Source organism: Catellatospora vulcania, assembly GCF_009720385.1.
GTDB classification, from domain to species: domain Bacteria; phylum Actinomycetota; class Actinomycetes; order Mycobacteriales; family Micromonosporaceae; genus Catellatospora; species Catellatospora vulcania.
In genome coordinates this window covers 33,773-57,092 of the sequence record NZ_WARX01000038.1, presented here as the reverse complement: position 1 = coordinate 57,092, position 23,320 = coordinate 33,773, and the positions used below count along the sequence as shown (strand labels likewise).

Annotated in this window: 25 protein-coding genes and 1 pseudogene; 5 read left to right on the top strand and 21 right to left on the bottom strand. The window is 70.6% G+C overall.

The window, feature by feature from the left end:
* The 5 genes and pseudogenes from F6W97_RS39510 to F6W97_RS39490 all read right to left on the bottom strand — a co-directional run.
* Window positions 1-199, bottom strand: a pseudogene (locus tag F6W97_RS39510) (sugar ABC transporter permease); the annotation flags it as partial.
* Between the two features lie 81 nt (window positions 200-280).
* Entirely contained in the window at window positions 281-1,573 is a 1,293-nt protein-coding gene (locus tag F6W97_RS39505; RefSeq protein WP_155375721.1) for an ABC transporter substrate-binding protein, read from the bottom strand.
* Between the two features lie 105 nt (window positions 1,574-1,678).
* Window positions 1,679-3,892 carry an RICIN domain-containing protein gene (locus tag F6W97_RS39500; protein ID WP_155375720.1) on the bottom strand — a complete coding sequence of 738 codons (2,214 nt, stop codon included), beginning with the start codon at window positions 3,890-3,892 and terminating at the stop codon, window positions 1,679-1,681.
* A complete protein-coding gene (locus tag F6W97_RS39495) occupies window positions 3,889-5,787 on the bottom strand; it encodes an RICIN domain-containing protein (RefSeq protein WP_230687355.1) in 1,899 nt (632 codons plus the stop codon). Before F6W97_RS39495 ends, F6W97_RS39500 begins: the two co-directional genes overlap by 4 nt.
* Before the next feature lie 376 nt (window positions 5,788-6,163).
* A complete protein-coding gene (locus F6W97_RS39490) occupies window positions 6,164-7,192 on the bottom strand; it encodes a LacI family DNA-binding transcriptional regulator (protein ID WP_155375718.1) in 1,029 nt (342 codons plus the stop codon).
* Window positions 7,193-7,487: 295 nt separating this feature from the next.
* Between F6W97_RS39490 and F6W97_RS39485 the strand changes: the two genes are divergently transcribed.
* Window positions 7,488-8,222: a DsbA family protein gene (locus tag F6W97_RS39485; RefSeq protein ID WP_230687354.1), complete on the top strand. Its 735-nt coding sequence runs from the start codon at window positions 7,488-7,490 to the stop codon at window positions 8,220-8,222.
* A 2-nt stretch (window positions 8,223-8,224) separates the two neighbouring features.
* Complete coding sequence (locus F6W97_RS39480; RefSeq protein ID WP_230687353.1) at window positions 8,225-8,890, top strand: vitamin K epoxide reductase family protein; 666 nt, start codon at window positions 8,225-8,227, stop codon at window positions 8,888-8,890.
* A 134-nt stretch (window positions 8,891-9,024) separates the two neighbouring features.
* Here F6W97_RS39480 and hypE read toward each other — a convergent pair whose 3' ends face one another.
* The 4 genes from hypE to F6W97_RS39460 are packed head-to-tail and all read right to left on the bottom strand — an operon-like array spanning window position 9,025 to window position 11,918.
* Entirely contained in the window at window positions 9,025-10,158 is a 1,134-nt protein-coding gene (hypE, locus tag F6W97_RS39475) for a hydrogenase expression/formation protein HypE (protein WP_330165006.1), read from the bottom strand.
* Entirely contained in the window at window positions 10,155-11,282 is a 1,128-nt protein-coding gene (gene hypD, locus F6W97_RS39470) for a hydrogenase formation protein HypD (protein WP_155375717.1), read from the bottom strand. The genes hypE and hypD overlap by 4 nt, the downstream gene beginning before the upstream one ends.
* A 14-nt stretch (window positions 11,283-11,296) precedes the next feature.
* Entirely contained in the window at window positions 11,297-11,569 is a 273-nt protein-coding gene (locus F6W97_RS39465; RefSeq protein ID WP_155375716.1) for a HypC/HybG/HupF family hydrogenase formation chaperone, read from the bottom strand.
* Window positions 11,570-11,573: 4 nt separating this feature from the next.
* Window positions 11,574-11,918: a hydrogenase maturation nickel metallochaperone HypA gene (locus tag F6W97_RS39460; RefSeq protein WP_196279531.1), complete on the bottom strand. Its 345-nt coding sequence runs from the start codon at window positions 11,916-11,918 to the stop codon at window positions 11,574-11,576.
* A gap of 164 nt (window positions 11,919-12,082) precedes the next feature.
* Between F6W97_RS39460 and F6W97_RS39455 the strand changes: the two genes are divergently transcribed.
* Together F6W97_RS39455 and F6W97_RS39450 are read left to right on the top strand one after the other, a co-directional pair.
* Entirely contained in the window at window positions 12,083-12,556 is a 474-nt protein-coding gene (locus tag F6W97_RS39455; protein ID WP_155375714.1) for a hypothetical protein, read from the top strand.
* Window positions 12,553-12,864, top strand: coding sequence for a winged helix-turn-helix domain-containing protein (locus F6W97_RS39450; RefSeq protein WP_155375713.1), 312 nt, complete (start codon window positions 12,553-12,555; stop codon window positions 12,862-12,864). The genes F6W97_RS39455 and F6W97_RS39450 overlap by 4 nt, the downstream gene beginning before the upstream one ends.
* A gap of 66 nt (window positions 12,865-12,930) precedes the next feature.
* Here the strand turns inward: F6W97_RS39450 and F6W97_RS39445 are convergent, their stop codons facing one another.
* The 12 genes from F6W97_RS39445 to F6W97_RS39395 form a co-directional block, all read right to left on the bottom strand.
* Complete coding sequence (locus F6W97_RS39445; protein ID WP_155375712.1) at window positions 12,931-13,812, bottom strand: LLM class F420-dependent oxidoreductase; 882 nt, start codon at window positions 13,810-13,812, stop codon at window positions 12,931-12,933.
* A 27-nt stretch (window positions 13,813-13,839) separates the two neighbouring features.
* Window positions 13,840-13,947: a DUF6893 family small protein gene (locus F6W97_RS41600; RefSeq protein WP_407924651.1), complete on the bottom strand. Its 108-nt coding sequence runs from the start codon at window positions 13,945-13,947 to the stop codon at window positions 13,840-13,842.
* Window positions 13,944-14,516, bottom strand: coding sequence for a hydrogenase maturation protease (locus tag F6W97_RS39440; RefSeq protein WP_155375711.1), 573 nt, complete (start codon window positions 14,514-14,516; stop codon window positions 13,944-13,946). The genes F6W97_RS41600 and F6W97_RS39440 overlap by 4 nt, the downstream gene beginning before the upstream one ends.
* A gap of 67 nt (window positions 14,517-14,583) precedes the next feature.
* Entirely contained in the window at window positions 14,584-16,068 is a 1,485-nt protein-coding gene (locus F6W97_RS39435; RefSeq protein WP_155375710.1) for a hypothetical protein, read from the bottom strand.
* Complete coding sequence (locus F6W97_RS39430) at window positions 16,050-16,727, bottom strand: DUF6084 family protein (RefSeq protein ID WP_155375709.1); 678 nt, start codon at window positions 16,725-16,727, stop codon at window positions 16,050-16,052. The genes F6W97_RS39435 and F6W97_RS39430 overlap by 19 nt, the downstream gene beginning before the upstream one ends.
* The gene (locus F6W97_RS39425) at window positions 16,720-17,406 is read right to left on the bottom strand and encodes a DUF5947 family protein (RefSeq protein WP_155375708.1); all 687 of its coding nucleotides are present in this window, start codon (window positions 17,404-17,406) and stop codon (window positions 16,720-16,722) included. The genes F6W97_RS39430 and F6W97_RS39425 overlap by 8 nt, the downstream gene beginning before the upstream one ends.
* Window positions 17,403-17,969 carry a NifU family protein gene (locus F6W97_RS39420; protein ID WP_155375707.1) on the bottom strand — a complete coding sequence of 189 codons (567 nt, stop codon included), beginning with the start codon at window positions 17,967-17,969 and terminating at the stop codon, window positions 17,403-17,405. Before F6W97_RS39420 ends, F6W97_RS39425 begins: the two co-directional genes overlap by 4 nt.
* 5 nt (window positions 17,970-17,974) lie before the next feature.
* Window positions 17,975-19,747, bottom strand: coding sequence for a nickel-dependent hydrogenase large subunit (locus F6W97_RS39415; protein ID WP_155375706.1), 1,773 nt, complete (start codon window positions 19,745-19,747; stop codon window positions 17,975-17,977).
* Between the two features lie 40 nt (window positions 19,748-19,787).
* Window positions 19,788-20,843 (bottom strand): NADH-quinone oxidoreductase subunit B family protein, encoded by a 1,056-nt coding sequence (locus F6W97_RS39410; RefSeq protein ID WP_155375705.1) that lies wholly within the window; start codon window positions 20,841-20,843, stop codon window positions 19,788-19,790.
* Entirely contained in the window at window positions 20,806-21,549 is a 744-nt protein-coding gene (locus F6W97_RS39405) for a D-sedoheptulose-7-phosphate isomerase (protein ID WP_230687352.1), read from the bottom strand. Before F6W97_RS39405 ends, F6W97_RS39410 begins: the two co-directional genes overlap by 38 nt.
* Window positions 21,546-21,791: a HypC/HybG/HupF family hydrogenase formation chaperone gene (locus F6W97_RS39400; RefSeq protein ID WP_155375704.1), complete on the bottom strand. Its 246-nt coding sequence runs from the start codon at window positions 21,789-21,791 to the stop codon at window positions 21,546-21,548. The genes F6W97_RS39405 and F6W97_RS39400 overlap by 4 nt, the downstream gene beginning before the upstream one ends.
* Entirely contained in the window at window positions 21,788-22,396 is a 609-nt protein-coding gene (locus F6W97_RS39395) for a phosphoheptose isomerase (protein WP_155375703.1), read from the bottom strand. Before F6W97_RS39395 ends, F6W97_RS39400 begins: the two co-directional genes overlap by 4 nt.
* 128 nt (window positions 22,397-22,524) lie before the next feature.
* Between F6W97_RS39395 and F6W97_RS39390 the strand changes: the two genes are divergently transcribed.
* Window positions 22,525-23,274, top strand: coding sequence for a SanA/YdcF family protein (locus F6W97_RS39390; RefSeq protein WP_155375702.1), 750 nt, complete (start codon window positions 22,525-22,527; stop codon window positions 23,272-23,274).
* Window positions 23,275-23,320 lie beyond the last annotated feature (46 nt).

Genomic DNA, 23,320 nt, shown 5'->3' with positions numbered 1-23,320 from the left:
ACTCGTCGGCGAACAGGTCCTTGTAGTTCTGCAGGCCGAGGAACGTGTGGGTGTCCGACAGCAGGCTCCACTCGTGCAGCGACACCCACGCGGTGTACGCCAGAGGGAAGATCCCGAACGCGGCGAACAGAAGGAAGAACGGGACGATGTAAAGGTACGGCGAACCCTTCACGTCCAGGCGGTAGAGCAGGGCTTTCATGTCCGGCCAGCGGTCCCTTCGAGCGGGTGGGGCCGGGTCCGGCCGCGGCGGTCAACGCACCGCGGCCGGACCCGGTGCGGGTCACAGGAGTGCGTTGACGTCCTTGATGGACTGCGTCCAGGCCTCGTCGGACTTCTGCTTGCCCTGCTCCACACGGGTCAGACCGTTCTGAATCGCCGTGTTGATGTCACCAGACTTCGGACCCATGTACTGCGGCACCATCGTCTTCACCGAATTCGAGAAGATCTGACCCACCGGCGCGTTGTTGAAGAACGGGTTCTTGAAGTCCTTGATGACCGCCTCCTCGTAGAGGGAGACGGTCGAGGGGAAGTTGCCGAGTGCGCGGAACACCTTCGCCTGCTGCTCGGGGGCGACCAGCCACTTGGCCAGCTTCGCAGCCTCCTGAACGTTCTTGCCCTGCTTCGGCAGAGTGAGGAAGGAGCCGCCCCAGTTGCCGCCACCACCAGGAACCGCGGCGATGTCCCACTTGCCCGAGGAGTCCTTGGCCTGGCTCTGGATGTAGGCCATCATCCACGACGGGCACGCCAAGGTCACGAACGAACCCTTGGCCATGCCGGCGTTCCAGTCAGCCGACCACGGCGCGATCTTCGCCGACAGACCCTTGTTGATCGCATCGATCGTTAGATCCCAGGCCTTCTTCACACCCGGGTTGCTCTCCGCGACGACCTTGTCACCGTCGTAGATGCCGATGGGCTGCTGGCCGAGAACGGACCGGTACATGATCGTCGGGCCGTCCATCCAGGAAGAACCCTTGATGTTGGCGTTCTTGAACTTCACGCCCGTCTCGATGTACTGCTCCCACGTCGGCCACAACGCGCTGACGGCCTCACGATCGGTGGGCAGACCGGCCTTCTCGAAGATGTCGCGGCGGTAGCACATCGCCATACCGCCGACGTCCGTGCCGAGCCCGACGACCTCGCCTTGGGCCGAGGAACCCTGCTGCCACTTCCAGGCCGGCCACTGCGACTTGATGTCCCCGCCGCCGTAGTCCATCCAGTTGTAGAACTTGCCCGGGTTGGCCGTGAACTGACCCGCCCAGCCCTCCTCGATCGCCTCGATGTCGGCGGCACCCGTGTTCGTCGCCAGGTGAGCGGCGAGGTTCTTGTGGTGGTCCTCGGCCTTGGTGATCCGCTCGACGATCTCCACATTCGGGTTCGCGGCCATGTACTCCTTGTACAGGTCCTTGTACCCGAACTCACCGAACGTCGCGACGGTCAGTTTGACCTTGCCGCCGGGCTTCGCCGGGTCGTCGCTGCCGCCGCAGGCGGCGCTGCCGAGCACGAGCGCGGTCGCGAGCAGCGGGCCCGCGATCGTGAGGAGACGGCGACGGGCGCCGGGGGTTGCTGCACTCATGGACTTCCTCCAGAGCTGGGATATATGGGTGGTGCCTGGTTGCCTGTCATCCCGGCCGTCCGGGCATCGTTCGCGCCGGACGGCCGGGTCGGTTCGCCCTCGGACCTACGGGCCGCTGACGAGGTTGACGACGTTGTTGGCGGAGTTGGCCGTCCCGCCGGTGTTGTTGATGACGCGGTTGATGGTTCCGGTGCCGCCGAGGGAGACGGTCACCATGTTGTGGAAGCGCGTGCCCGATGCGGGCACCTCGAACGCCCGCTCGGCCACCACGGCCGGGTTGACGTTGAAGAAGGCATAGCTGCCCAGGCCCCACGCTTCGTGGCTGGTGACCGTGTTGGCCACCTTGTACGCCGCGTAGCCGCGGGTGGAGCCGTTCATCCAGGCGGCCTGGTTCGGCGGGTCGTAGGGCAGCTCGTTCTGGAAGAAGTAGGTCCGGCCGCCGTTGCCGTTCCAGATCACCTGGTACTTCTGGTAGTGCTCGACGAACAGCCCGTAGAACGTGATGTTGTTGCCGTTGACGACCAGGCCGGTGTCGGCGGTGTTGGTGTTCCACCCGACGCCTGAGCCGTGGTCGGCGCGCCAGATCCAGGTGTGGTCGCCGATCACGTTGTGGCTGTTGATGACCAGGCTCGTCGTGGCCTTGCCGACGCCGGCCCCGCCGATGCGGAAGAACACATCGTGCAGCGAGGTCGGGTTGGCGGCGTGGCTCGCGCTGGAGCCGGCCGGGCCGACCTGCATGAGCGTGGCCGAGTTGGTGCTGCCGGCGTCGATGAGGATGCCGGCGAGCTTGACGCCGTCCACGTCGGCGACCGACATCGCCATGACCCCGTTGTCGGGAATGATGGTGGCCAGGCCCAGGCCCAGCACGACGGTGTCGGGCCGGGTGATCCGGATGGTGTCGTTGACGTGGTACACCCCGGGCGTGAACAGCAGGTTCTGCCCGGCGGCCAGGGCCGCGTTGATGGAGGCCGCGGTCGCGCCGGCCTTCACGATGTGGAACTGGCTGATCGGCAGGGACGTCCCGGCGGGGGTGCCGGTCGCCCAGGTGGTGCCGGTGCTGTTGCTGCGCAGGCCGGGCACGAACACTTGGTATGCGCCCGCGCTGTCGACGTACAGGAACGGCTTCTCGCGGACCACCGGGGTCGCGCCGGTGTTGGTGTAGGGCGGGCTCGGGAACGTGTTGCCCGGGGCGCCCTGGGTGCCGACGAAGACCATGTTCCAGTTGGAGCCCGCCCAGCTGCCGAACTGCGAGTTGCGCGAGATCCACTGCTGCTGGCTGCCCGAGTTGACCTGACCGTCGATCTTCACGTCGGAGAACCAGCCGCCGCTGGCCCAGCCGCCGTCGTCGAGCAGCAGGTTGCCGCGCACGTGCATGCGGCGGTACGGCGCGGCCTGCGACACGGCCCAGCGGTCGGTGCCGCCGTTCGGGGTCACCGACAGGTTCTCGGCACCGCGCCAGAAGTTCTGGGTGGCGTTGTTCGGCGGGAACCAGTCGGCCTCCACGTGCACCGACCCGTTGATGTTCACCGCGTCCGGCGAGAAGCCCAGACCCAGGACCTGGGTGTAGAAGCCGACGTTGACGTTGACGTTGTAGCTGCCCGGCTTGAACATCAGCGCGTACCGCTGGGTGCCGAACTGGTTCGTCTCCTGCCCCGAGAACACGCTGTTGAGCTGGGACTGGATGGTCGAGGCCGACATCGACGGGTCGAAGATGCGGACGTTCGGGCCCAGGTCGGGGTTGCCGGGGTTAGGCGGCACGGTGCTGGGCGAGGGCTGCGGCCCGCCGACGGGGTTGAGGAAGAATGACTGCGCTCCGGTTCCGTTGCAGGCGTACTGCACCAGCTGCACGCTGTCGGCGGTCGAGGCCGCGGGCACGTCCAGGCACTTGCCGCTGTGCCGGCTGACGAAGTGGTACGCCCCGTCGGCCTCCTGCACCGGCTGCCACTGCTGGTTGTTGCCGCCGCCGTAGAGCCACAGGTGGATCGCGGCGTTGTCGGCGGTCGACACGTTGGAGACGTCCCAGACCTGGTTGACGGCCGGGGCCGTGCCGACCCGGAAGTAGCCGCCGCTGGTGGCGTCGAAGCGCCACTGCTGCGCGGTGCTGCCGTTGCAGGCGTACTGCTGCACCGCGGTGCCGTTGGCGCTGGCCGCGGCCCGTGCGTCGACGCACTTGCCGTTGCCCTTGTTGACCACCGTGTACGTGGTCCCGGAGGTCACCGCGGCCTGCGCCGAGGTGCTGCCGAGCACGACCACGGCGGCCGCGCCGAGCCCGGCGAGCAGCGACGCGGTCAGCGTCGTGACGATCAGGCGCCGCTTCATGAGTACGTCCACTTCTGGTTCGCGCCGGTGGTGCAGGACCAGATCTGCAGCCGCGCGCCGTCGGCGGAGCTGTTGTCCTTCACGTCCAGGCAGGTGCCGGAGAACTGGTTCACGAACTGCTGGGTGCTGCTGTTGTAGGTCCACTTCTGGGAGGTGCCGGTGTGGCAGTCCCACAGATGGGTCAGCGTGCCGTTGGCCGCGCTGGGTCCGGCGATGTCCAGGCACTTGCCCAGCGAGCTGAGCCGGCCGTCGGCGTCGCGGGTCCAGGACTGCGCCCCGGTGCCGTTGCAGGTGTAGAGCTGGATCGCGGTGCCGTTGGCGGTCGCCGCCCCGGCCACGTCGATGCACTTGCCGCCCAGTCCGGTGATCGGGCTGGTGCCGGTGCCGCCGCCCCCGCCGCTGCCGGGGGTGCCGGTCCAGGTGAAGGTCGCGGTGGTACGCGCCGGCAGGGTGTACACGAACGACTGGTTGCCCCAGTTCACCCGCACCGACTGCGACGACGTGCCGCCGTTGTGCGCGATCAGGGCCTTGGAGCCGTCCGGGTTCTTCCACGCGACGTTCTGGATGGTGCCGTTGGCCGTCGAGTCGATGCGGTACGCGCCCGGCTTGACGAACTTGGTCAGGTGGCCGGTGGTGTAGTACTCGATGGTGTAGTCGACCTGGCCCGCTCGCGAGCCGCCCTCCTGCACGGTGATCAGGCCGGTGCAGACGTCGCAGCCGCCGTTGTGCGGGCCCATGTTCTGGTTGAGCGCCAGGCTCCACTTGACCAGGCTGCCGCTCCAGTTACGGGTGTAGTTGACGATGTCAGACATGTCCTCGTTGTGCTGGTTGCCGATCCAGGTGCCGCCGGAGTGCTCGGTGCTGAACTGCTTCACCGCCGGGTACTGGTTGTGCACCTGGGTGCCGACCGCCGGGTCGCCGAAGTAGCCGTGCCAGGCGATGCCGCCGAACAGCGGGTCGTTGCGGATGCCCGTGTCGGCCAGCGTGCCCGCGCTCATGCTGGCGTAGTCGCCGTAGTTCCAGTCGTGGATGAGCACCTTGGTGGTGATGCCCGCGGCCCGGAACGCCGGGTACACGTGGTTCTTGGTGAACTCGGTCAGCCCGGAGGTGTTCCAGCTCATGCCCGGGTAGTTCATCGCGGTGGGGTTGCCCGACTGGCAGCAGTTGGGCTCGTTCTGCACCGAGATGTAGTTCACCGGCACGCCGATGGCCTGGTAGCTCTGGATGTACTTGACCAGGTACTGGGCGTACATCGGGTAGTACTCGGCCTTGAGCCAGCCCATCTGGTCCATCCGGCCGTTGTCCTTCATCCAGCCCGGCGCGCTCCACGGCACGCCCTTGACCCGCAGGGCCGGATTGAGGTTCTTGGCCTGCTGGGTCAGCAGCCGCACGTTGGTGTCGTAGCCGTTGCTGCCGAAGTCGTTGAGGTTGCAGCAGGTGTCGTCGAGCGAGATGTGGCCCGGCCGGGACAGGTCGGACGCGCCGATCGGGTTGCGCACGAACGACAGGCCGATGCCCGCGGTCGGCGAGAACAGCTTGCTCATCACCGTGTCGCGGGTGGCTGCGCTGATCGGGCCGCCGCGCAGCAGGTAGGCGGTGGTGTCCGTGATGGACGCGCCGCCGCCCTCGAACTGCTGGTAGGTGGTGCCCTCGTTGACGGTGATCGTGTGGTTCGCGCTGCCGCCGGCGGGGCCGAAGGCGATGTTGCCCTGCTGCTGCAGGCCGCGGGTGACCGTGCGGCCACCGGAGTCGGACGTGGTGGTGAGCCAGACGCTGACGCTCTCGCCGGCCGCGTAGGCCGAGGGGGCGATCACCGAGCCGGTCACCAGGAACGCGGTCGCCGCAGTGGCGGTGACCGCGATGGTGGTGGTCCAGCCTGACCGGGGACGGAACACGCGGGACCCTCCTTTCGACAAAACCATGACGTGGCCATGGCAGGACGGGGACGCGGGATTCGCCGGGGCGCGCCGCGTGAGAGGTGGCGCGTCGCGACGAGTCGCGTACGGGCGGTGGGGCCGGGCGGCGGTGGGGCTGCCGCCGGTCCGGCCCCGGGCCGTTCTCGGTACACAGGACGGTCGATGTAACCGATGTAACAGAATGATTGACGTCCTGTTGACAGCACTGAAACATAAGGCATTCAGGCCTGTCAAGAGCTAGGTATGTCCGAGAAAGACAGCAGGTTCAGGGCCGATTCTGCTGTAACAAAATGAAACTGCCGCTGCCTGCGAAGAAAAGGAAGGACACCTTCCTATAGCCCGCGACGAATGTTCGTCAGCGGGTCGGCGCGGGGGCGGTGGAGTCGCGGATGACGAGTTCGGTGCCGAGCGAGACGTGCACGGCCTCCAGGGTGTGCCGGTCCAGCAGCCGCATCAGCATGGTGACCGCCATCCGGCCCATCTCCTGCAGCGGCTGGCGCACCGTGGTCAGCATCGGCGTCGTCGCCCGGCTCACGTCGATGTCGTCGAACCCCGCGATCGACAGGTCCTGCGGCACCCGCAGCCCGCGCTCGTGCGCAGCGGCCAGCGCGCCCACGGCCATCTTGTCGTTGAACGCCACCAGTGCCGTCGGCCGGTCCCGCAGATCCAGCAGCTCGCCCGCCGCCCGGTAGCCGTTGTCCGTGTTCGGCTCGTTGACGTGCCGCACCAGCTCGGCAGTGGGCAGCACCCCGGCGTCGGCCAGCGGCGCGACATACCCGGCCATGCGAGCGTCGTTGGCCAGCCACTCCGGCGGGCCGCCAATGATGCCGACCCGGCGGTGGCCGAGCTCCACCAGGTGCGACATCAGCCGCCGCGCCCCGGCGAAGTGCGCCGCGGACACGGTCACGATGTCCCTCGGCGCGGGCGTGCGCGGGTCGATGACCACGAACGGGAACTGCTGGTCACGCAGCCGCACCAGGTCGTCGGGCGACTCGGGCGGCAGGATCAGGATCGCCCCGGCCACGTCCGGCCGGTCCCCCAGTGTCGGCAGCACCGCGGCCGTCTGCGCCGCCTCGCCCGCGTTGAGCACCATCTGCCGGCCGTGCAGCTCGATGGTCTCCGCGATCGAGCTGACGATCAGCCCGAAGTAGTCGGTGAGCACGTACGGGCAGCGCACGTAGACGGAGCCGGCGGCCGGGGGCAGCTCGCCGCGGCGCAGCGGAGCCTTGTCACCGCGCCGGCGCACGGCCTGCAACACCAGGTCACGCGTATGCGGCGCGACGTTGGCCGCGCCGTTGAGCACCCGGGACACCGTCGCGATGGACAGGCCCGTCTCCGCCGCGATGTCGCGCACCGTGGCGCGCACGCCGACCGTCCTAGGCATGGGCGCACACGATACCCGACACGCTGCGTGACTCCCCCCACCCAACCCGCCACCCCACCACCCATGATCACGACGATCTTGCGCGAAACGTTGCCCTTTTGTCCGGTACGGGCGTGTCGTACCCACAGTTCACGCAAGATCGCCCCCGCGGGGTAGGCGACACGGCACAGGCTTTTCGCGGCGTGCTCACAGGGATCGCCCAGCCGTCATGGATAGAGTCCCCAGACAGCTGGGCCGCCCCCACCAGCGGTGATCTACGAATCCCCCCACATCATTCCTGTGGAAAGGTGACGCGATGCCCGCGACGACCCGCCCTGCCTCGCGGCGGCCGGACAAGACCGGCGGCAAGGGGCGCAAGAACCTGAAAGCGCCGGCCCGCGCCGGTATGAGCACCAACCTCAAGTTCACCCTCGGCGTGCTGGCGGCGGTCGCGCTGATCATCGGTGGCGCCGTGTTCTTCGCCATGAAGGGCTCGTCCACGCCGGACGCCGCCGGGGCGAACCTGGTGCGCGCCGACTCGCACCAGATCTCGACGGCCGCCGACGGCAAGGTGACCATCGTGGAGTTCCTCGACTTCGAGTGCCCGTCCTGCGGCGCGGCGTATCCGGCCGTCGAGCAGCTGCGCAAGGAGTACGCCGGGAAGATCACGTATGTGGTGCGGGAGTTCCCGCTCGACATGCACCCCAACGCGATGAACGCCGCCGCCGCCGCGGAGGCCGCCGCGAACCAGGGGCAGTTCGAGGCGATGTACAACAAGCTGTTCAGCACCCAGCAGACCTGGGGCGGGCAGCAGACCGACCACGCGAAGACGTTCGACGGTTATGCCCAGGAGCTGGGGCTGGACATGGCGAAGTACCGGGCGGACGTCGCGTCGCAGCCGGTGCTCGACCGGATCGAGACCGATCGGACCGACGGCGCGGCCGCCGGGGCGCGGGGCACGCCGACGTTCTTCGTCAACGGGAAGCTGTTCGAGAAGCAGGCAACGTACGACAACCTGAAGGCCGCGGTCGACGCGGCGCTGGCGGGCTGACCATGACCACGATCAAGCAGCGCGGCGGCTCCCACGTCGAGCAAAGCGCCGTCGACGAGCAGCCGGCGCCGCGGCGGACCACCGTCGACCGGGCGATCGGCTGGATCCTGGCCGTCACCGGCGTGCTGGGCACGGCGGCCGCGTTCACGCTGGCCGTGGAGAAGATCCACCTGCTGACCGATCCGTCGTACACGCCGTCGTGCAGCATCAACCCGGTGCTGTCCTGCGGTTCGGTGATGGTTACCGAGCAGGCGTCGGCGTTCGGCTTCCCGAACCCGCTGCTGGGGCTGGGCACGTTCCCCGTCGTGGTGACGCTGGGCGTGCTGGTGCTGGCCGGGGTGCGGCTGCCGCGTTTCGTCTGGCTCGGGCTGCAGGCGGGGGCGACGTTCGCGCTGGGGTTCGTGTTCTGGCTGATGTTCCAGTCGCTGTACCGGATCGGCGCGCTGTGCCCGTACTGCATGGTGGTGTGGGTCGCGGTGGTGCTGCTGTGCTGGTACACGACGCTGTACAACCTGCACCACGGGCATCTGCCGGTGCCGGCGCGGCTGCGCGGGGCGGTGGACCTCGCGGTCGACGTGCACGCGGTCGGCCCGGCGCTGTGGCTGCTGGTCACGGTGGTGCTGATCGCCCAGGCGTTCTGGAGCCAGTGGCAGATCATGCTGTCCTGACCTTCCCGGCCGCCGCAGCCCTCCTCCCCGGGTCGCGGCGACCGGTTCCGGCTGGAGATCGCCGTTTCTTGTCAGAACATGGGATCGGGCCAAAGGTTCTGACACGAAACGGCGATCTTCGCTTCCAGTCCGAGTCAGCAGATCCGCGGCAGCGGATCACCGACCAGGAGGTCCATGATGCGGGTGCCGCCGAAGCGGGTGCGCAGCAGGACCAGGTGGGCCGGGTCGTCGTCAACGCGGCCGATGACGGCGGCCTGCTCGCCGAGCGGGTGCCTGCGCAGCGCGGTCAGCGCGGCGTCGGCGGACTCGGGCGCGACGACGGCCACGAAGCGGCCCTCGCAGGCGACGTAGAGCGGGTCGATGCCGAGCAGTTCGGCCGCGCCGCGTACGCCGGGACGGACCGGCACCGCCTCCTCGTCGACCACGATGCTCACCTGGGCCGCGCGGGCGATCTCGTTGAGGACCGTGGCGACGCCGCCCCGGGTCGCGTCGCGCATCGCGCGCACGCCCGCCCCGCATGCGTCGAGCAGCGCGGCGGTCGCCCCGTGCAGCGGCGCGGTGTCCGAGCGCAGGTCGACCTCCAGGTCCAGGTCGCCACGGGCGATCAGGACGGTCATGCCGTGGTCGCCGACCGGGCCGGACACCAGCACCACGTCACCCGGCCGGGCCTTGTCGACGCCGAGTTCGTGGTCGCGCTCGCGCAGGCCGACCCCGGCGGTGGTGATGTAGCAGCCGTCGGCCTGGCCGCGCTGCACGACCTTGGTGTCCCCGGCGACGATGCGCACCCCGGCGGCGTGCGCGGCGGCGGCCATCGAGGTGACGATGCGGGTCAGGTCGGCGACCGGGAACCCTTCTTCGAGGATGAACCCGGCCGACAGGAACAGCGGGCGCGCCCCGCACACTGCCAGGTCGTTGACGGTGCCGTTGACAGCCAGCTCGCCGATGTTCCCGCCGGGGAAGAACAGCGGGGAGACCACGTACGAGTCGGTGGTGAACGACAGCCGGGTGCCCGCGACGGTCAGCGCCGCCGCGTCGTCGAGCGCGGCCAGCTGCGGGTTGTGGAACGCCTCCAGGAACACCGCCTCGACCAGGCTCTGCGTGGCCTTGCCGCCCGCGCCGTGGGCCATGGTCAGGCGCTCCTCGCGGACCCGGGCGCGGGCCCGGCGGGCGCGGGCTACGCGGTCCATGACGGCCTGCTCGCTGATGCCCGCGGCAGCCGCCGCCCCGGCCTCGGTGACCGGGCCGTCGAGGGTGACGTCGCCGGTCATCGCGGCGTCACCTGGAGCAGCCGCTGGCGGCGGAACCGGCCGAAGTTGTAGTACGCCGCGCAGGCGCCCTCGGGCGACACCATGCAGGTGCCGATCGGGGTCTCCGGGGTGCAGGCGGTGCCGAACACCTTGCACTCCCACGGCTTGAGCACGCCCTTGAGCACCTCGCCGCACTGGCAGGACTGCGGGTCGGCGACGCGTACGCCGGGCACGTCGAAGCGGCGCTCGGCGTCGAAGTCGGCGTACGCCTCGGTCAGCCGCAGCGCGCTGTGCGAGATGAAGCCCAGGCCGCGCCACTCGAAGAACGGGCGCAGTTCGAGCACGTCGCCGAGCACCTTCAACGCGGTCGGGTTGCCGTCCCAGGTGACCACCCGGCTGTACTGGTTCTCGATCTCGCAGCGGCCCTCGGCGAGCTGGGCCAGCAGCATGTCGATCGAGTGCAGGATGTCCAGCGGCTCGAACCCGGCGACTACCAGCGGTTTGGCGTACTGCTCCGCGATGAACCGGTAGGGCTCGCAGCCGATCACCGTGGACACGTGCCCGGGACCGAGGAAGCCGTCGAGGCGCTGGTCGGGCGAGTCCAGGATGGCCTTGATGGCCGGCAGGATGGTGACGTGGTTGCAGAAGACGGAGAAGTTGGCCAGCCCCTCCGCCTTGGCCCGCAGCACCGTGACGGCGGTGGACGGCGCGGTCGTCTCGAAGCCGATGGCCATGAAGACGACCTGGCGGTCCGGGTGCTGCCGGGCGATCTTCAGCGCGTCCAGCGGGGAGTACACCATGCGGATGTCGGCCCCGGCCGCCTTGGCGTCCAGGAACGAGCCGTCGCCGCCGGGCACCCGCATCATGTCGCCGAACGAGGTCAGGATGACCTCGGGGCGCTTGGCGATGGCGATCGCGTCGTCGACGCGGCCCATCGGGATGACGCAGACCGGGCAGCCCGGCCCGTGCACCAGCTCGACCTGCTCGGGCAGGTAGTCCTCCAGGCCGTGCTGGTAGATGGTGTGCGTGTGGCCGCCGCACACCTCCATGAACTTGTACGTGCGGCCCGGTTCGCACCGGGCGGCGATCCGGGCCGCCAGTGCTCGGGCCTGTTCGGCGTCGCGGAACTCGTCCACAAAACGCATCGTCGTCGCCTCGCTCAGTCGATGGTGGAGCTTCGCAGGGCGGTCAGCTCGTCGGCGTACGCGTCCCCGAGGCTCTTCAGGAAGTCCATCGCGGCCGTCGCCTCGGCCTCGTCGATCTTGGATAGCGCGAAGCCGACGTGGATCAGCACCCAGTCGCCCTCGTTGATCTCACCGGGCTCGAACAGCCCGATGTTGATGGCGCGGCGTACGCCGCTGACATCGACCTGCGCCAGGTCCGGCCGGTCGGTCATGATCTCGACGACCTCGCCGGGAATGCCCAGGCACATACGCTCAGGCCCGCAGGTCGACGAGGTGGAGCTCTTCGAGGATGAGGTCGTCGCCACCGGTGACGACCACGTCCGCGCTGCCGCAGAACGCGCACACGGGCAGCATGTCCATGGACTGCTCGGCCCGCTTGCAGGCCGAGCACGCCACGTGCGCCGGCACGGCGACCATGTCGATCTCGGCGCCGTCGGCGGTGGTGCCCGTGGCGACCAGCGCGAAGCCCTGCTTGAGGGCGGGCTCGGCGACGCCGTGGCGCACGCCGATGCGTACCTTCACGCGGTTGACCTGCCGCCCTTCGGCACGCTGGGTGACCGCGCCGAGGATGCTCTCACAGAGTCCGATTTCGTGCATTTTATCTCCTTTGCTCCGCATACCCAACGCCGCTCGACCCGCCGGGGAAACGAGAGCGAGGACTGCTTCTTCGCGCACTGTGCCAACCTTCAGGAAAGTACTTTCCTCATGGGAAAGCCGAGTGTACTTTCCTTGTAGGAAAATACTTTCCGAAGGAGGGCACCATGACGGAGCAACTCCGTCCCGACGAGGCGGCACAGGCGCTGGCTCGGATACGGGAGCAGCAGGAACAGGTCATCGACGCGCTGTCCATCCCGGACTGGTACTGGTGGCTGCTGGGCGGCCTCATCCTGGCGCTGACCGCGGCCGTGGAGTCCGGGAACCCGACCACGATCGGGGTCGGGGTGACGGTCTTCGTGCTCGGCATGCTCGCCGGGACCGGGTGGGTCGTCCGCGGCTCGCTGCGCGTGAAGGTGCGCAACGCCCTGCTGGGCGCACGCGGGATCGGGCTGATCCTCGGCTTCGTCGCGCTGACCGTCGCGGTCTCGCTCGGCCTGGCGTTCAGCCTGCAGGCCGCGCAGATCGGCTACCCGGCGACCTGGGGCACGCTGGTCAGCGCGGTCATGCTGGTCGTCGGCGGGCCGCTGCTCACCCGGGCGCTGCGGCGCACCATGCTCGACCGGCGCGGAACACGATGACCGCCAGGTTCGACGAACTGATCCACGCCCCGACCCGGCTGGCCATCGTCGCGCTGCTCGCGGCGTCGGAGTGGGCCGAGTTCAAGTTCATCCGCGACAGCGCCGGACTGTCCGACTCGGCACTGTCCAAGCAGCTCACGACGCTGGAAGAGGCAGGCTACGTGGAGATCCGCAAGGGTTTCGTGGGCAAGCGGCCGCGCACCTCGGCCGCACTGACCCCGGCCGGCCGGGCGGCGTTCGCCCAGCACGTGGCCGCCCTGGAGGAGATCGTGGCGCGGGCGGGCGTGACGATTCTGCCCAACGGCTGACCTGCTCGTTCACGGGCGTGCACACCGTCCCCTGGCTGCGGGGGCGGCATGCACGCCCGTAGCAGGTCAAGCCTCAAGCGGCAGCGCACCGGCCAGGCGGCGCCACTGCTCGCGCGGCAGTCCGGGCTCGCCGGTCACCACCTGCACCGCCAGGTGATCCGCGCCTGCGTCCAGGTAGGCGGCGGCGCGGCGCGCGACGGCCGTCTCATCGCCCATCGCGAACACCGCGTCCAGCAGCCGGTCGCTGCCGCCGTCGCGGAAGTCGTCCTCCGTGAAGCCCCACCGCAGCAGGTTGCTGGTGTAGTTGGGCAGCTGGAGGTAGAGGGCGAGGTGCCCGCGGGCCGCCGCGCGGGCGCGGTCCGAGTCGGTGTCGAGCACCGCCTTGAACTCGGGCGCCAGCACGGCCTCCGCACCGAGGATCTCGCGGGCTCGGGCGGTGTGCTCAGGCGTCACCAGATAGGGGTGCGCGCCGGCGGCCCGGACTCGCGCCAGCGCCAGCATGCGCGGGCCGAGCGCCGCCAGCACGCGGTCGTGCGCCGGCACCGGTTCGGCGGCGGAGTCCAGCGCGGTCAGATACTCCGCCATCGCGGTGTACGGGTGCGCGTAGTTCTCGGTGAGTTTGCTGTGGCTCACCCCGAGTCCCAGCACGAAGCGGCCGGGAAACTCGCGCTCCAGGTCGGCGCGCTGCGCGGCGACCTCGGCGGCTCCGTGCTGCCAGATGCTGAGGATTCCGGTGGCGACCGTCATCCGGGAGGTCGTCAGCAGCAGTGGCCGCGCGTACGTGACCGCCGGGCTGCCGCCCAGCCAGAGCGTGCCATAGCCAAGATCGTCCAGTTCGGCTGCCGCGTCGGCGAACTCGCCGGTCAGCACCTCACCACCGGACCGCTGCGCCTCGGTCCAGGCCGAACTCCACACGCCGATCCGGCCCCATCGATCGTGCCGCGACACGGCGCCTCCTCCCCCATTGCCGCCCGGTCACATACTGCGGATCTTGAGGTACCGCTTCATGTCCGGCAGCGTGCGCACCACCACCGCCGTCACGCCGGCCAGCACCAGACCCGCGACGATCTTCTTCAGCGTCATACCCGTACCCCTGTCTCTCGATCCTCTACCACCGGCGCGGCGAGCAGCCCCGCCGGCAACGGCAACGCGCCGGTCAGCACGGCCGGCCCCAGCTCCCACAGCTGGCGTACCAGCGCCACCGCCGGTTCGACGGCGGCCTCGACCGGCGGGCTCAGCCCCATCCGCTCGCTCAGGTCGGCGGGCTCGCAGCCGACCAGCAGCACCCGCCCGGGGGCGCTGCCGCAGCTGTCGAGCAGGTCCAGCACCCGCTGCGGCTGCATGCCGTGCGGGTCCACCAGCACCGGGCCGTCGTCGGCCCGCCCGGCCGCGCGGTCGGCGGCGCTGATCTCCAGCAGCCGCACCGTGCCCGGGGCGTCACCCCGGCTGTCCAGGTCGATCAGGACGGTCGCGTCGTAGCCCGCCATCAGGTCGTACGCCAGGTGGACGCCGCGGATGCCGTAGTCGGCGACCCGCAGCCAGGTCGGGCACGGCCCCGCGAGCAGCCGCGCCGCGACCTCGACGCCGAACCCGTCGTCGCCGAGGAAGATGTTGCCCAGCCCGGCGACCAGCACCCTGCGCCGTGCGCTCATGCCCGCTCCTCGCTGCGCTCGTCGCCGGCACGGGTCGCCATTCCCATGATTTGCTCGCGATGCTCGCTCATGCCCGCTCCTCGCTCGTCACCGATCCGGCCGCCACGCTCGGGTCACCGCGTTCGTCCGGCACCACGGTGAGCTCCTCGGGGGCGAAGTAGCGGAACCGTCCCTGCAGGATCTGCAGGTCGGCGGCCGGGTCGTCGTCGAGCGTCACGGCCAGGTGCGTCGAGCCGTCCACGTCGAGCAGCACCGCCTGCACGGTGGCGATCCGGTCGACCAGGAACATGTCCTGCGCGTCGCTGCGCCGCCCGCCCGGGTGCAGGCGTACCCGGCTCCCCCGGCCGACCGGGGTGCCGTCGATGACCACGGTGTCGGTCGCCGGGTCGACGGAGGAGTCCGCGCCCGGGTCCCACCACGGTGTCCGCGTGCCGAACACGTCGGCCTGCTCGGCCGCGGGCGCGGGGCGCAGCTGCCGGATCGCGCCGTGCAGCCGTTCGAACACCTCGGGCGGCATCGTCTCGGCCCGGCCCAGCAGCGCTTCGCCGCGCGGGTCGGTGGCGCGGACCTGGCGCTTCTCCTCGTCGGTGAGGGTGAGCGTACGCAGCACCAGCAGCTCGTCGATCTCCAGCGCGTCGAACATGTCGCCGGGGCTCTCGGGCGCGACGACCGGGTGGTCGTAAAGGATCACCGGCGCGGACAGCATCACCTCGCGGCTGCCCTCCGGGCCCAGCATGACCGGCCAGGTGCGGATGTTGCGGCACTCCTGCACGGCCGCCTTCGCCCACTCCGGCGGGTCGAGCAGCGAGACGAAGTTGCCCGCCGTCAGCGCGAACACGCTGTGCGCCGCGATCAGCGAGTGCCGCAGCGCCTCCGGCCGCTCCAGCGCACCACCCACCTGCGCCGCCTCGGGCGATGCGTTTGGAAGGTGCCCTTCCTCTACGTATACCGATGTGAAGGCGCCCTTCCTTTCGGTCAGGTTGGTGATCGTGGCGGTGAGGCGGAGGACGCCGTAGGGGCCGGGGAGGAGTTCGGCGTGCAGGCGCAGTTCTGCGCGCAGGGGGTGGCGTTCGCGGTGGAGGCGGACGGACGGGGAGAGCTGCTCGGTGGTGGTGTCGCCGGGGATGTCGACGGTGTGCACGTGGTCGGGGGTGCCGACCAGGTCGGCGGGGGTGAGGACGAGGTCGGCGGACTGTTCGACGGTTTCGTCGAAGGGCAGGTGGATGACGCCGTCGACGTCGGCGGAGGGCACGGGGCGGAAGCCGTCGCCGGAGTCGGATTCGACGGTGCGGCGCTGGGCCGCAAGGAAGCGCAGGCGCCAGTGCAGGCGGGCGCCGGGGCGCGGTTCGGCCAGCAGCTGGGTCTGGCACCAGGTGTACTCGCCGAGCGCGTCGTCGGCGTAGGCGGGCGGCACGAGGACGCCGAACTGCCAGCGGAGCTGGTTCTTCGCGGCGGAGGCGCGGTACGGGTAGAGCAGGTAGCCCTCGTAGAGGACCGCGTCGGCGACCGCGCGGGCCTGCTCGAACGGGTCACTCAGCGTGGTGTCGGGCACAGGCCGTCCTCCTTCGAGGGGTCGTCCGCCGCTGCCGCGAGCAGGGCCGTCAGCACCTCGTCGGCCGTGGGCACGGCGTGGCGGGCCTGATGGCGCAGCAGCGCGTCGACGGTGTCACGGCGCAGCCGCAGCCACGCCGTGTCGGGGAAGTACAGGTCCATCAGCTCGCGCCACACAGCGACCGGCAGCGCGTACGCCGCCTCGCGGTCCCACGGCACCCGCCCGACCTGCACCCCGGAGCCGCCCGCCGGGGCCTCGAACAGCGTGCCGCTGAACAGGAACGTGATCGGGACGGTGCCCTCGGCGAGCGCGTGCAGGTACTTGCCCAGCCCGGGTTCGAGGTCGTAGGTACAGGGCACCATCAGGTCGAACTCGGTGCTGCCGGTGAACCCGGGCACGGTCACGCCGACGGTGGCGAAGTGCAGCGCCTGCATGCTGGTCGCCCAGCGGGCCGGCGCGCCGAACACGTAGTCCAGGCCCTGCCCCTCGTCGGCGGAGTAGGTCCGGGCGCGTGGGTCGATGCGCAGCTGGCAGCTGAGCACGAGCGCGTGCACGCGTACGCCCTCCGGGGCGGTGATGCGCAGCCGGAAGCGCAACGTCGGCCCGGCGGCCCACGGCAGCGCCTGCGCGTCCACGCAGGCGAACGCCAGCTCAGCCATGTGCCGCCCCCACGGGCACGCCGGCGTTCTCGCGTACCTGCGCCAGCCAGCCGTCGATCGCCGCCCACGCCTGCTGGCCGCCGTCGAAGCCGCGCCAGTGCAGCCGGACCAGCCCGACCAGGCGGTAGCAGACGTCGATCGGCACCGCGTACGCTTCGGGCCCGTCCGGGGACCGGTGCAGCAGCAGCGCCTGCACGTCGGCGGGCAGTTGCGCGGTGTACGGGTGCCGGGCCAGCACCTTCGCCCACACCTCGGGCGGCAGCTGCGACTCGGCCGCCCCGGCGGGGCTCGGGTAGAGCGCCACCGGCTGGCCGAGCGAGCTGTTGACGAACACGAACGCCAGCCGCACCGGCACGTCCAGCGCGGACCAGTCCAGGTCGGACAGCGGGAAGTCGGGCAGCGCCACGTGCTCGCGCGGCACCGCCGCGAACCGGCGCGCGCCCACCGCCTCCTCGCGTGGGGCGGGCCCTCGCCCGACAACGGCGGAAACTCGCTCGTCGGCGGGCACGAACAGCAGGTAGCAGGGTCGGCAGGCGCACGGCAGCGACCTGCTCGTCAGGTCCACCAGATGGTCGTGGTCGGCCGGGATGGCTGCCGCGCACAGCTCGCAGCGTTCCTGCGCCGCCTGCGCGGTGGCAGGCGGCGCGGGCGCGGTCAGGTACCGCCGCAGCACGGTCATGCGGGCGCGCCGGTCGGCGCCTTGGGCCGGTGGCCGATCTGCAGCAGCTTCTGCGCCGGTGCGGCCTCCTCCAGCACGACCTCGACGATCTCCGGCGCGGCCTGCTGCACCAGGCGGGACACCGTCTCGCTCACCGGTTCGGCGGTGCTGCCGCAGCCGCTGCCGCAGCCGCCCGCGGTCGAGATCCGGGCGGTGCCCGCGGCGTCGATGTCGACCAGGGTGAACTCGCGGCCGAGCCGCCGGCGGGCCCGGTCCAGCGCGACCAGCACCCGCTCCTCGATCGGCACCGGGTGCAGGCCGTACAGCGCCAGCAGGCCGCCGACCAGCTCGTCCTCGGCCAGCACGCGCAGTTCCTCGGTGACGCCGGGCACGGTGACCAGGCCGTCGAGCAGCCGGGCCAGCCCGGCCTCGTTGAGGTGCAGCAGCTCGCGGACCACCCCGTCGGCGGCGGCGCGGGCGACCGTCCCGCCCGCGCTCTCCACCTCCACGAGCAGCCCTTCCACGCGTACGCCTACCGTGTGCGGGTCGAGCACCATGACCCGGTCCATGTGCTGGTCTCCCATCGGGATCACGCCGCACCGGACGCGAAGGCGTGCGGGGTGTGCAGCTTCTTGAGCACCGAGCCGTTGCCGGTGTACATGTGCACCCCGCAGGGCAGGCACGGGTCGAAGCTGCGTACCGCGCGCATGATGTCGATGCCCTTGAAGTTCTCCTGCGTGTTCTCCTCGAAGATCGGCGTGTTCTGCACCGCGTCCTCGTACGGGCCGGGTGTGCCGAAGCGGTCGCGCACGCTGCCGTTCCACGGCGTCGGCGGGTACGGGTGGTAGTTGGCGATCTTCCCGTCGCGGATGACCATGTGGTGGGACAGCACGCCGCGCACGGCCTCGGTGAAGCCGACGCTGTTGGCGTCCTTGGGCACCTTGAACGGCTCCCAGGTCTGGGTGCGCCCGGCGCGCACCTCGCCGAGCGCCTTCTCGCAGGCGTGCAGCGCGACGGCGGCCGCGTACGCCTGGAAGTAGGTGCGGGCGCGGTTGCGCTCCAGCGCGTTGCTCCACTTCGGGATCTTCCACTCGAAGGTGGCCGGGGGCTTGGTCAGCGTCTTCGGCAGGTTGATCACCACGCTGTGGCCGGTCGCCTTGACGTAGCCGATGTCGACCAGGCCGCTCAGCGCGGTGGACCACAGCCGGGCGATCGGGCCGCCGCCGGTGTCCAGGGCCAGGTGGTCGGTGCCGTCGAACCAGCGCGGCGACATGACCCAGGAGTACGCCCCGTCGAAGTCGCGCTTCTGCGGGCGGGGCAGGGTGTGCTGGTTCCACGGGTGGCGCACGTCGACCGGGTTGCCCAGCGGGTCCCGCTTGACGAAGACCTCCTGGCCCTGCCAGTCGTCGTAGTAGGAGCTGCCGAGCAGGATGCGGATGCCGAGGTTGATGTCGACCAGGTCGTTCGTGACGAGCTTGCCGTCGACGATGACGCCGGGCGTCACGAACATCTTCTTACCCCACTCGCTCATCCGCTCGTAGGTGAAGTCGCAGTGGTCCGGGTCGTTGAACGCGCCCCAGCAGCCCAGCAGCACCCGCCGCCGGCCGACCTCCTCGTAGCCGGGCAGCGCGTCGTAGAAGAAGTCGAACAGGTCGTCGTGCATCGGCACGACCCGCTTCATGAACTCGACGTAGCGCATCAGCCGGGACAGGTAGTCGGTGAACAGCTGCACCGTGGCGACCGTGCCGACGCCACCGGGATACAGCGTGGACGGGTGCACGTGCCTGCCCTCCATCAGGCAGAACATCTCCCGGGTGGACCGGCTGACCTGCAGGGCCTCACGGTAGAACTCCCCTTCCAGGGGGTTCAGCGAGGTCATGATCTCGGCGATGGTCTTGTAGCCGTGCTGCTCGGCGTGCGGGGCCGCGGTCGTCTTGGCCTTCTCCCAGACGCTCGGGTTCGTCTCGCGGACCATGCGCTCGCAGTAGTCGACCCCGACCAGGTTCTCCTGGAAGATGTTGTGGTCGAACATGAACTCGGCGGCCTCGCCGAGGTTGACGATCCACTCGCCGAGGTGCGGCGGCTGCACGCCGTACGCCATGTTCTGGTTGTAGATCGAGCAGGTGGCGTGGTTGTCCCCGCAGATGCCGCAGATCCGGCTGGTGATGAAGTGGGCGTCGCGCGGGTCCTTGCCCTTCATGAAGATGCTGTACCCGCGGAACACCGACGAGGTGCTGTAGCACTCGACGACCCGCTTGGCCTTCCAGTCGATCTTGGTGTAGATGCCGAGGCTGCCGACGATCCGGGTGATCGGATCCCACGACATCTCGACCAGGCCCTCTGCGGCCGCCTGCGTCGCCATGCTCGTCCTCAACGCCTTTCTGAATCGATACGGCCGCTGCTCAGCGGTGGTAGCCGGTGGTGAGTTCGGTGCCGCGGTGGCGCCACTTGGGCTCCTTGTCCACGGTCTTTCCGGTGACGTGGCGCAGCATCCGGATCATCGCGCCGTACGCGCCGCTGGCCGCCGAGGAGACGGTCGCGCCGGGCGGCTCGTCCATGAACGGCATGAACTTGTCCGGGAAACCGGGCATGGTGCAGCCGATGCAGATGCCCCCCACGTTCGGGCAGCCGCCGATGCCGTTCATCCAGCCGCGTTTGGGCACGTTGCACTTGACGACCGGGCCCCAGCAGCCGAGCTTCACGATGCACTCGGGCGTGCCGTACGCCGAGGCGAACTGGCCCTGCTCGTAGTAGCCGCCCCGGTCGCAGCCCTCGTGCACGGTCATCCCGAACAGCCACTGCGGGCGCAGCTTGTCGTCCAGCGGGATCATCGGCGCCTGCCCGGCGGCCTGGTAGAGCAGGTAGGTGATGGTCTCGGCGAGGTTGTCCGGCTGGATCGGGCAGCCCGGCACGCACACGATCGGGATGCCCGCCGCCGAGCGCCAGTCCCAGCCCAGGTAGTCGGGCACGCCCATGGCCCCGGTCGGGTTGCCCGACATGGCGTGGATGCCGCCGTACGTGGCGCAGGTGCCCACCGCGAGCACGGCCAGGGCCTTGGGCGCGAGGCGGTCCAGCCACTCGCTGGTCGTGATCGGCTGCCCGGTCGCCGGGTCGGTGCCGAAGGCGGCCCAGTAGCCCTCCTCCTTGATCGACTCGTTCGGGATCGACCCTTCGACGACCAGCACGAACGGCTCCAGCTCGCCCCGGTCGGCCTTGTGGAACCAGGCCAGGAAGTCGTCCGCGCCGCCGTCCGGGCCGCACTCGAAGTCGATCAGCGGCCAGTGCACCGCGATCTTCGGCAGGCCCGGCAGCGCGCCGAGCGCGATCTCCTCGATGCTGGGCTGGGTCGCGGCGGTCAGCGCGACGGAGTCGCCGTCGCAGCTGAGCCCTGCGTTGATCCAGAGGATGTGGATCGGCTGTTCATCGGTCTGCGCAGGCTGTGCCTGTGTAACGGTCATCTGCGTACACCCCCTGTGCCGCCGACGGGCGGCTGTCCGCGCCGCACAGCTCCGCCACGGTCAGCTCCCACAGCACGTGGCAGGCGGTGGTCTGCGCTTCCTGGATGCGGTGCACCGACGGCGACCGCACGACGAAAAGGTGGTCGACGGCGCCCGGCTCGGCCAGCCGTCCCCCACCGCCCCCGCTGAACCCGACGGTGACCATCCCGCAGCGGCGCGCCCGGTCGAACCCGGCGACCAGGTTCGGCGAGTTCCCGCTGGTGGAGAAGCCCATGGCGACGTCACCGGGGCGGGCGTGCGCGGCCACCTGGCGGGCGAACACCGACTCCACACCGACGTCGTTGGCCAGCGCGCTGAGCACGGCCACGTCTGCGCTGAGCGCGTACGCCGAAAGCGGCGGCGCGCCGTACCCGGCCGGCGGGGCCGCGAACAGGTCCGCGCAGGCCTGGGCGTCGGTGGCGCTGCCGCCGTTGCCGAACGCGAACAGCCGCCCGCCGGTGTCCAGCGCCACCGCCAGCGCCCGTGCGCAGGCCGCCAGCGCCTCGCCCTGCTCGGTGAGCACCTGGGCGCGCAGGGCCGCCGTCTCGCGCAGCTTGCCCGCGGTGGACACGACCAGCTCCGCGGTGAACGCGTCCACGACCGGGGCCGGTTGCGCGTACAGGAAGGGATACAGGGCGCCCAGGTGCGCCGGGGCGGCGTTGCTCACCCGGCCACCTCCGGCAGCACCTTGATGGCCTCGCCGGCGTGCACCAGCACGGTGTCACCGACCCGTGCGGCCACCAGCGCCACGCTGATCTCCTCCGGTCCCCCGCCCGCGTCGGCCAGGGCCAGGCCGTCGGCCAGCAGCAGCACCACGGTCGCCGGGACCGCCGTGTCCGAACAGGTCACGCAGGACGCACCGGCCCGGTCGCCCAGGGCCCGCAACTCCGCCGGAATGGCCTGCCTCATGGTGTGGGCCCGTCCGGGCCGTGTTCGAGCACCGCGTGGGTGAGTTCCCAGAGCAGGTGGTATGCCGAGACCTGCAGCTCGCGCAGCACGAGCGGGTCGTCGGCGGGCAGGGTCAGCAGGTGGTCCACGTTCGGTCCGGTCCAGAACCGCCCGGCCAGCGCGACGGTGAGCAGCCCGTGCCCGCCCGCCGCCGCCAGCGCCGCGGTCACCGGACCGTTTCCGGCCACCCAGGCCTCGTCCTCGGGCACCGCCCCGGACTCCGCCACCGCGCCGGTGCGCACCCGCGGCGGGGCCTGCGCGCCGCACACGGCCAGCGCGACATCACCAGGCGACGCGTGACGCAGCCGGTGGGCTGCCCGGGTCGCGCCGTGGGCCACGGCGGGCAGGGCGCGCTTGCCGACGATGACCGGGTGCACGAACTCGACCGCGATGTGATGGGCGTCGGCGTCGTCGGAACCGAAGGCGTGCAGGACACCGCCCGACCGGAACCGCCGGGCCATCGCCACGGCCGCCGCGACCAGGTCCGGTGCGGACCCGGCCAGATCCGCTCCCGGCCGCTCGCGCCGCTGCGCGAGCGCCGTGGTCAGCACCGCGGCCGCGGTCATCCCTGCCCCCCGTGGCTAGGTTCCGTCCGACTCACCATAGCGGCCTTATCACGACAACCACCGCGAATCGCCCTACCCCGCGCCGGACGGGGTGGCGGGGCGTGGCGGCGTACGCGATGATGCCGCGTATGACGTCCGACCAGGAGCAGCCCGAGTCCGCGCCGGTCGGCGAGCCGGCGTCCGGCCCGTTCGGGTCCCCGGCGCCCGTGCGCCGCCGACGCCGGTGGTGGCGGGTCACCCGCCGGGTCGTGCTGCTGAGCCTGCTCGCCGGACTGCTCGCGCTGGCGGGCAGCATCGGCTGGGTGCGCTGGCAGGCCGACGGGCACGTGTACGCGATCGAGAACGTGCCCGAGGCCCCGGTCGCCCTGGTGCTGGGCGCGCAGGTGCACGACAACGGCTCGCCCTCGGGCTTCCTGGAGGCCCGGCTCGACATCGCCCGCCGCCTCTACGAGACCGGCAAGGTGCGCGCGGTGCTGGTCTCCGGCGACCACGGCCAGTGGTCCTACGACGAGCCCGACGCCATGCGCCGGTGGCTCATCGACCGCGGCGTGCCGGACCGCAAGGTGGTCGCCGACCACGCCGGGTTCGACACGTACGACTCCTGCCAGCGGGCCGTCCGGGTGTTCGGCGTGCGGCAGCTCATCGTGATCACGCAGAGCTACCACATCGACCGGGCGGTCGCGCTGTGCCGCGACGCGGGCATCGACGCCACCGGGGTCGGCGACGACACCGCCCGCCGCTTCGGCTCCTTCTGGACCAAGGCGGTCGTCCGCGAGCAGGGCGCGTGCGTCAAGGCCATGCTTGACGTGGTCACCGGCCGCGACCCGGTCTTCCTGGGCCGCCACGAAACCAGCGTCGAGGATGCACTTCGCGACTGACCGCCCCACCCCCCATCCCGCCGCGACTCTTGCCGACTCGGGCCTT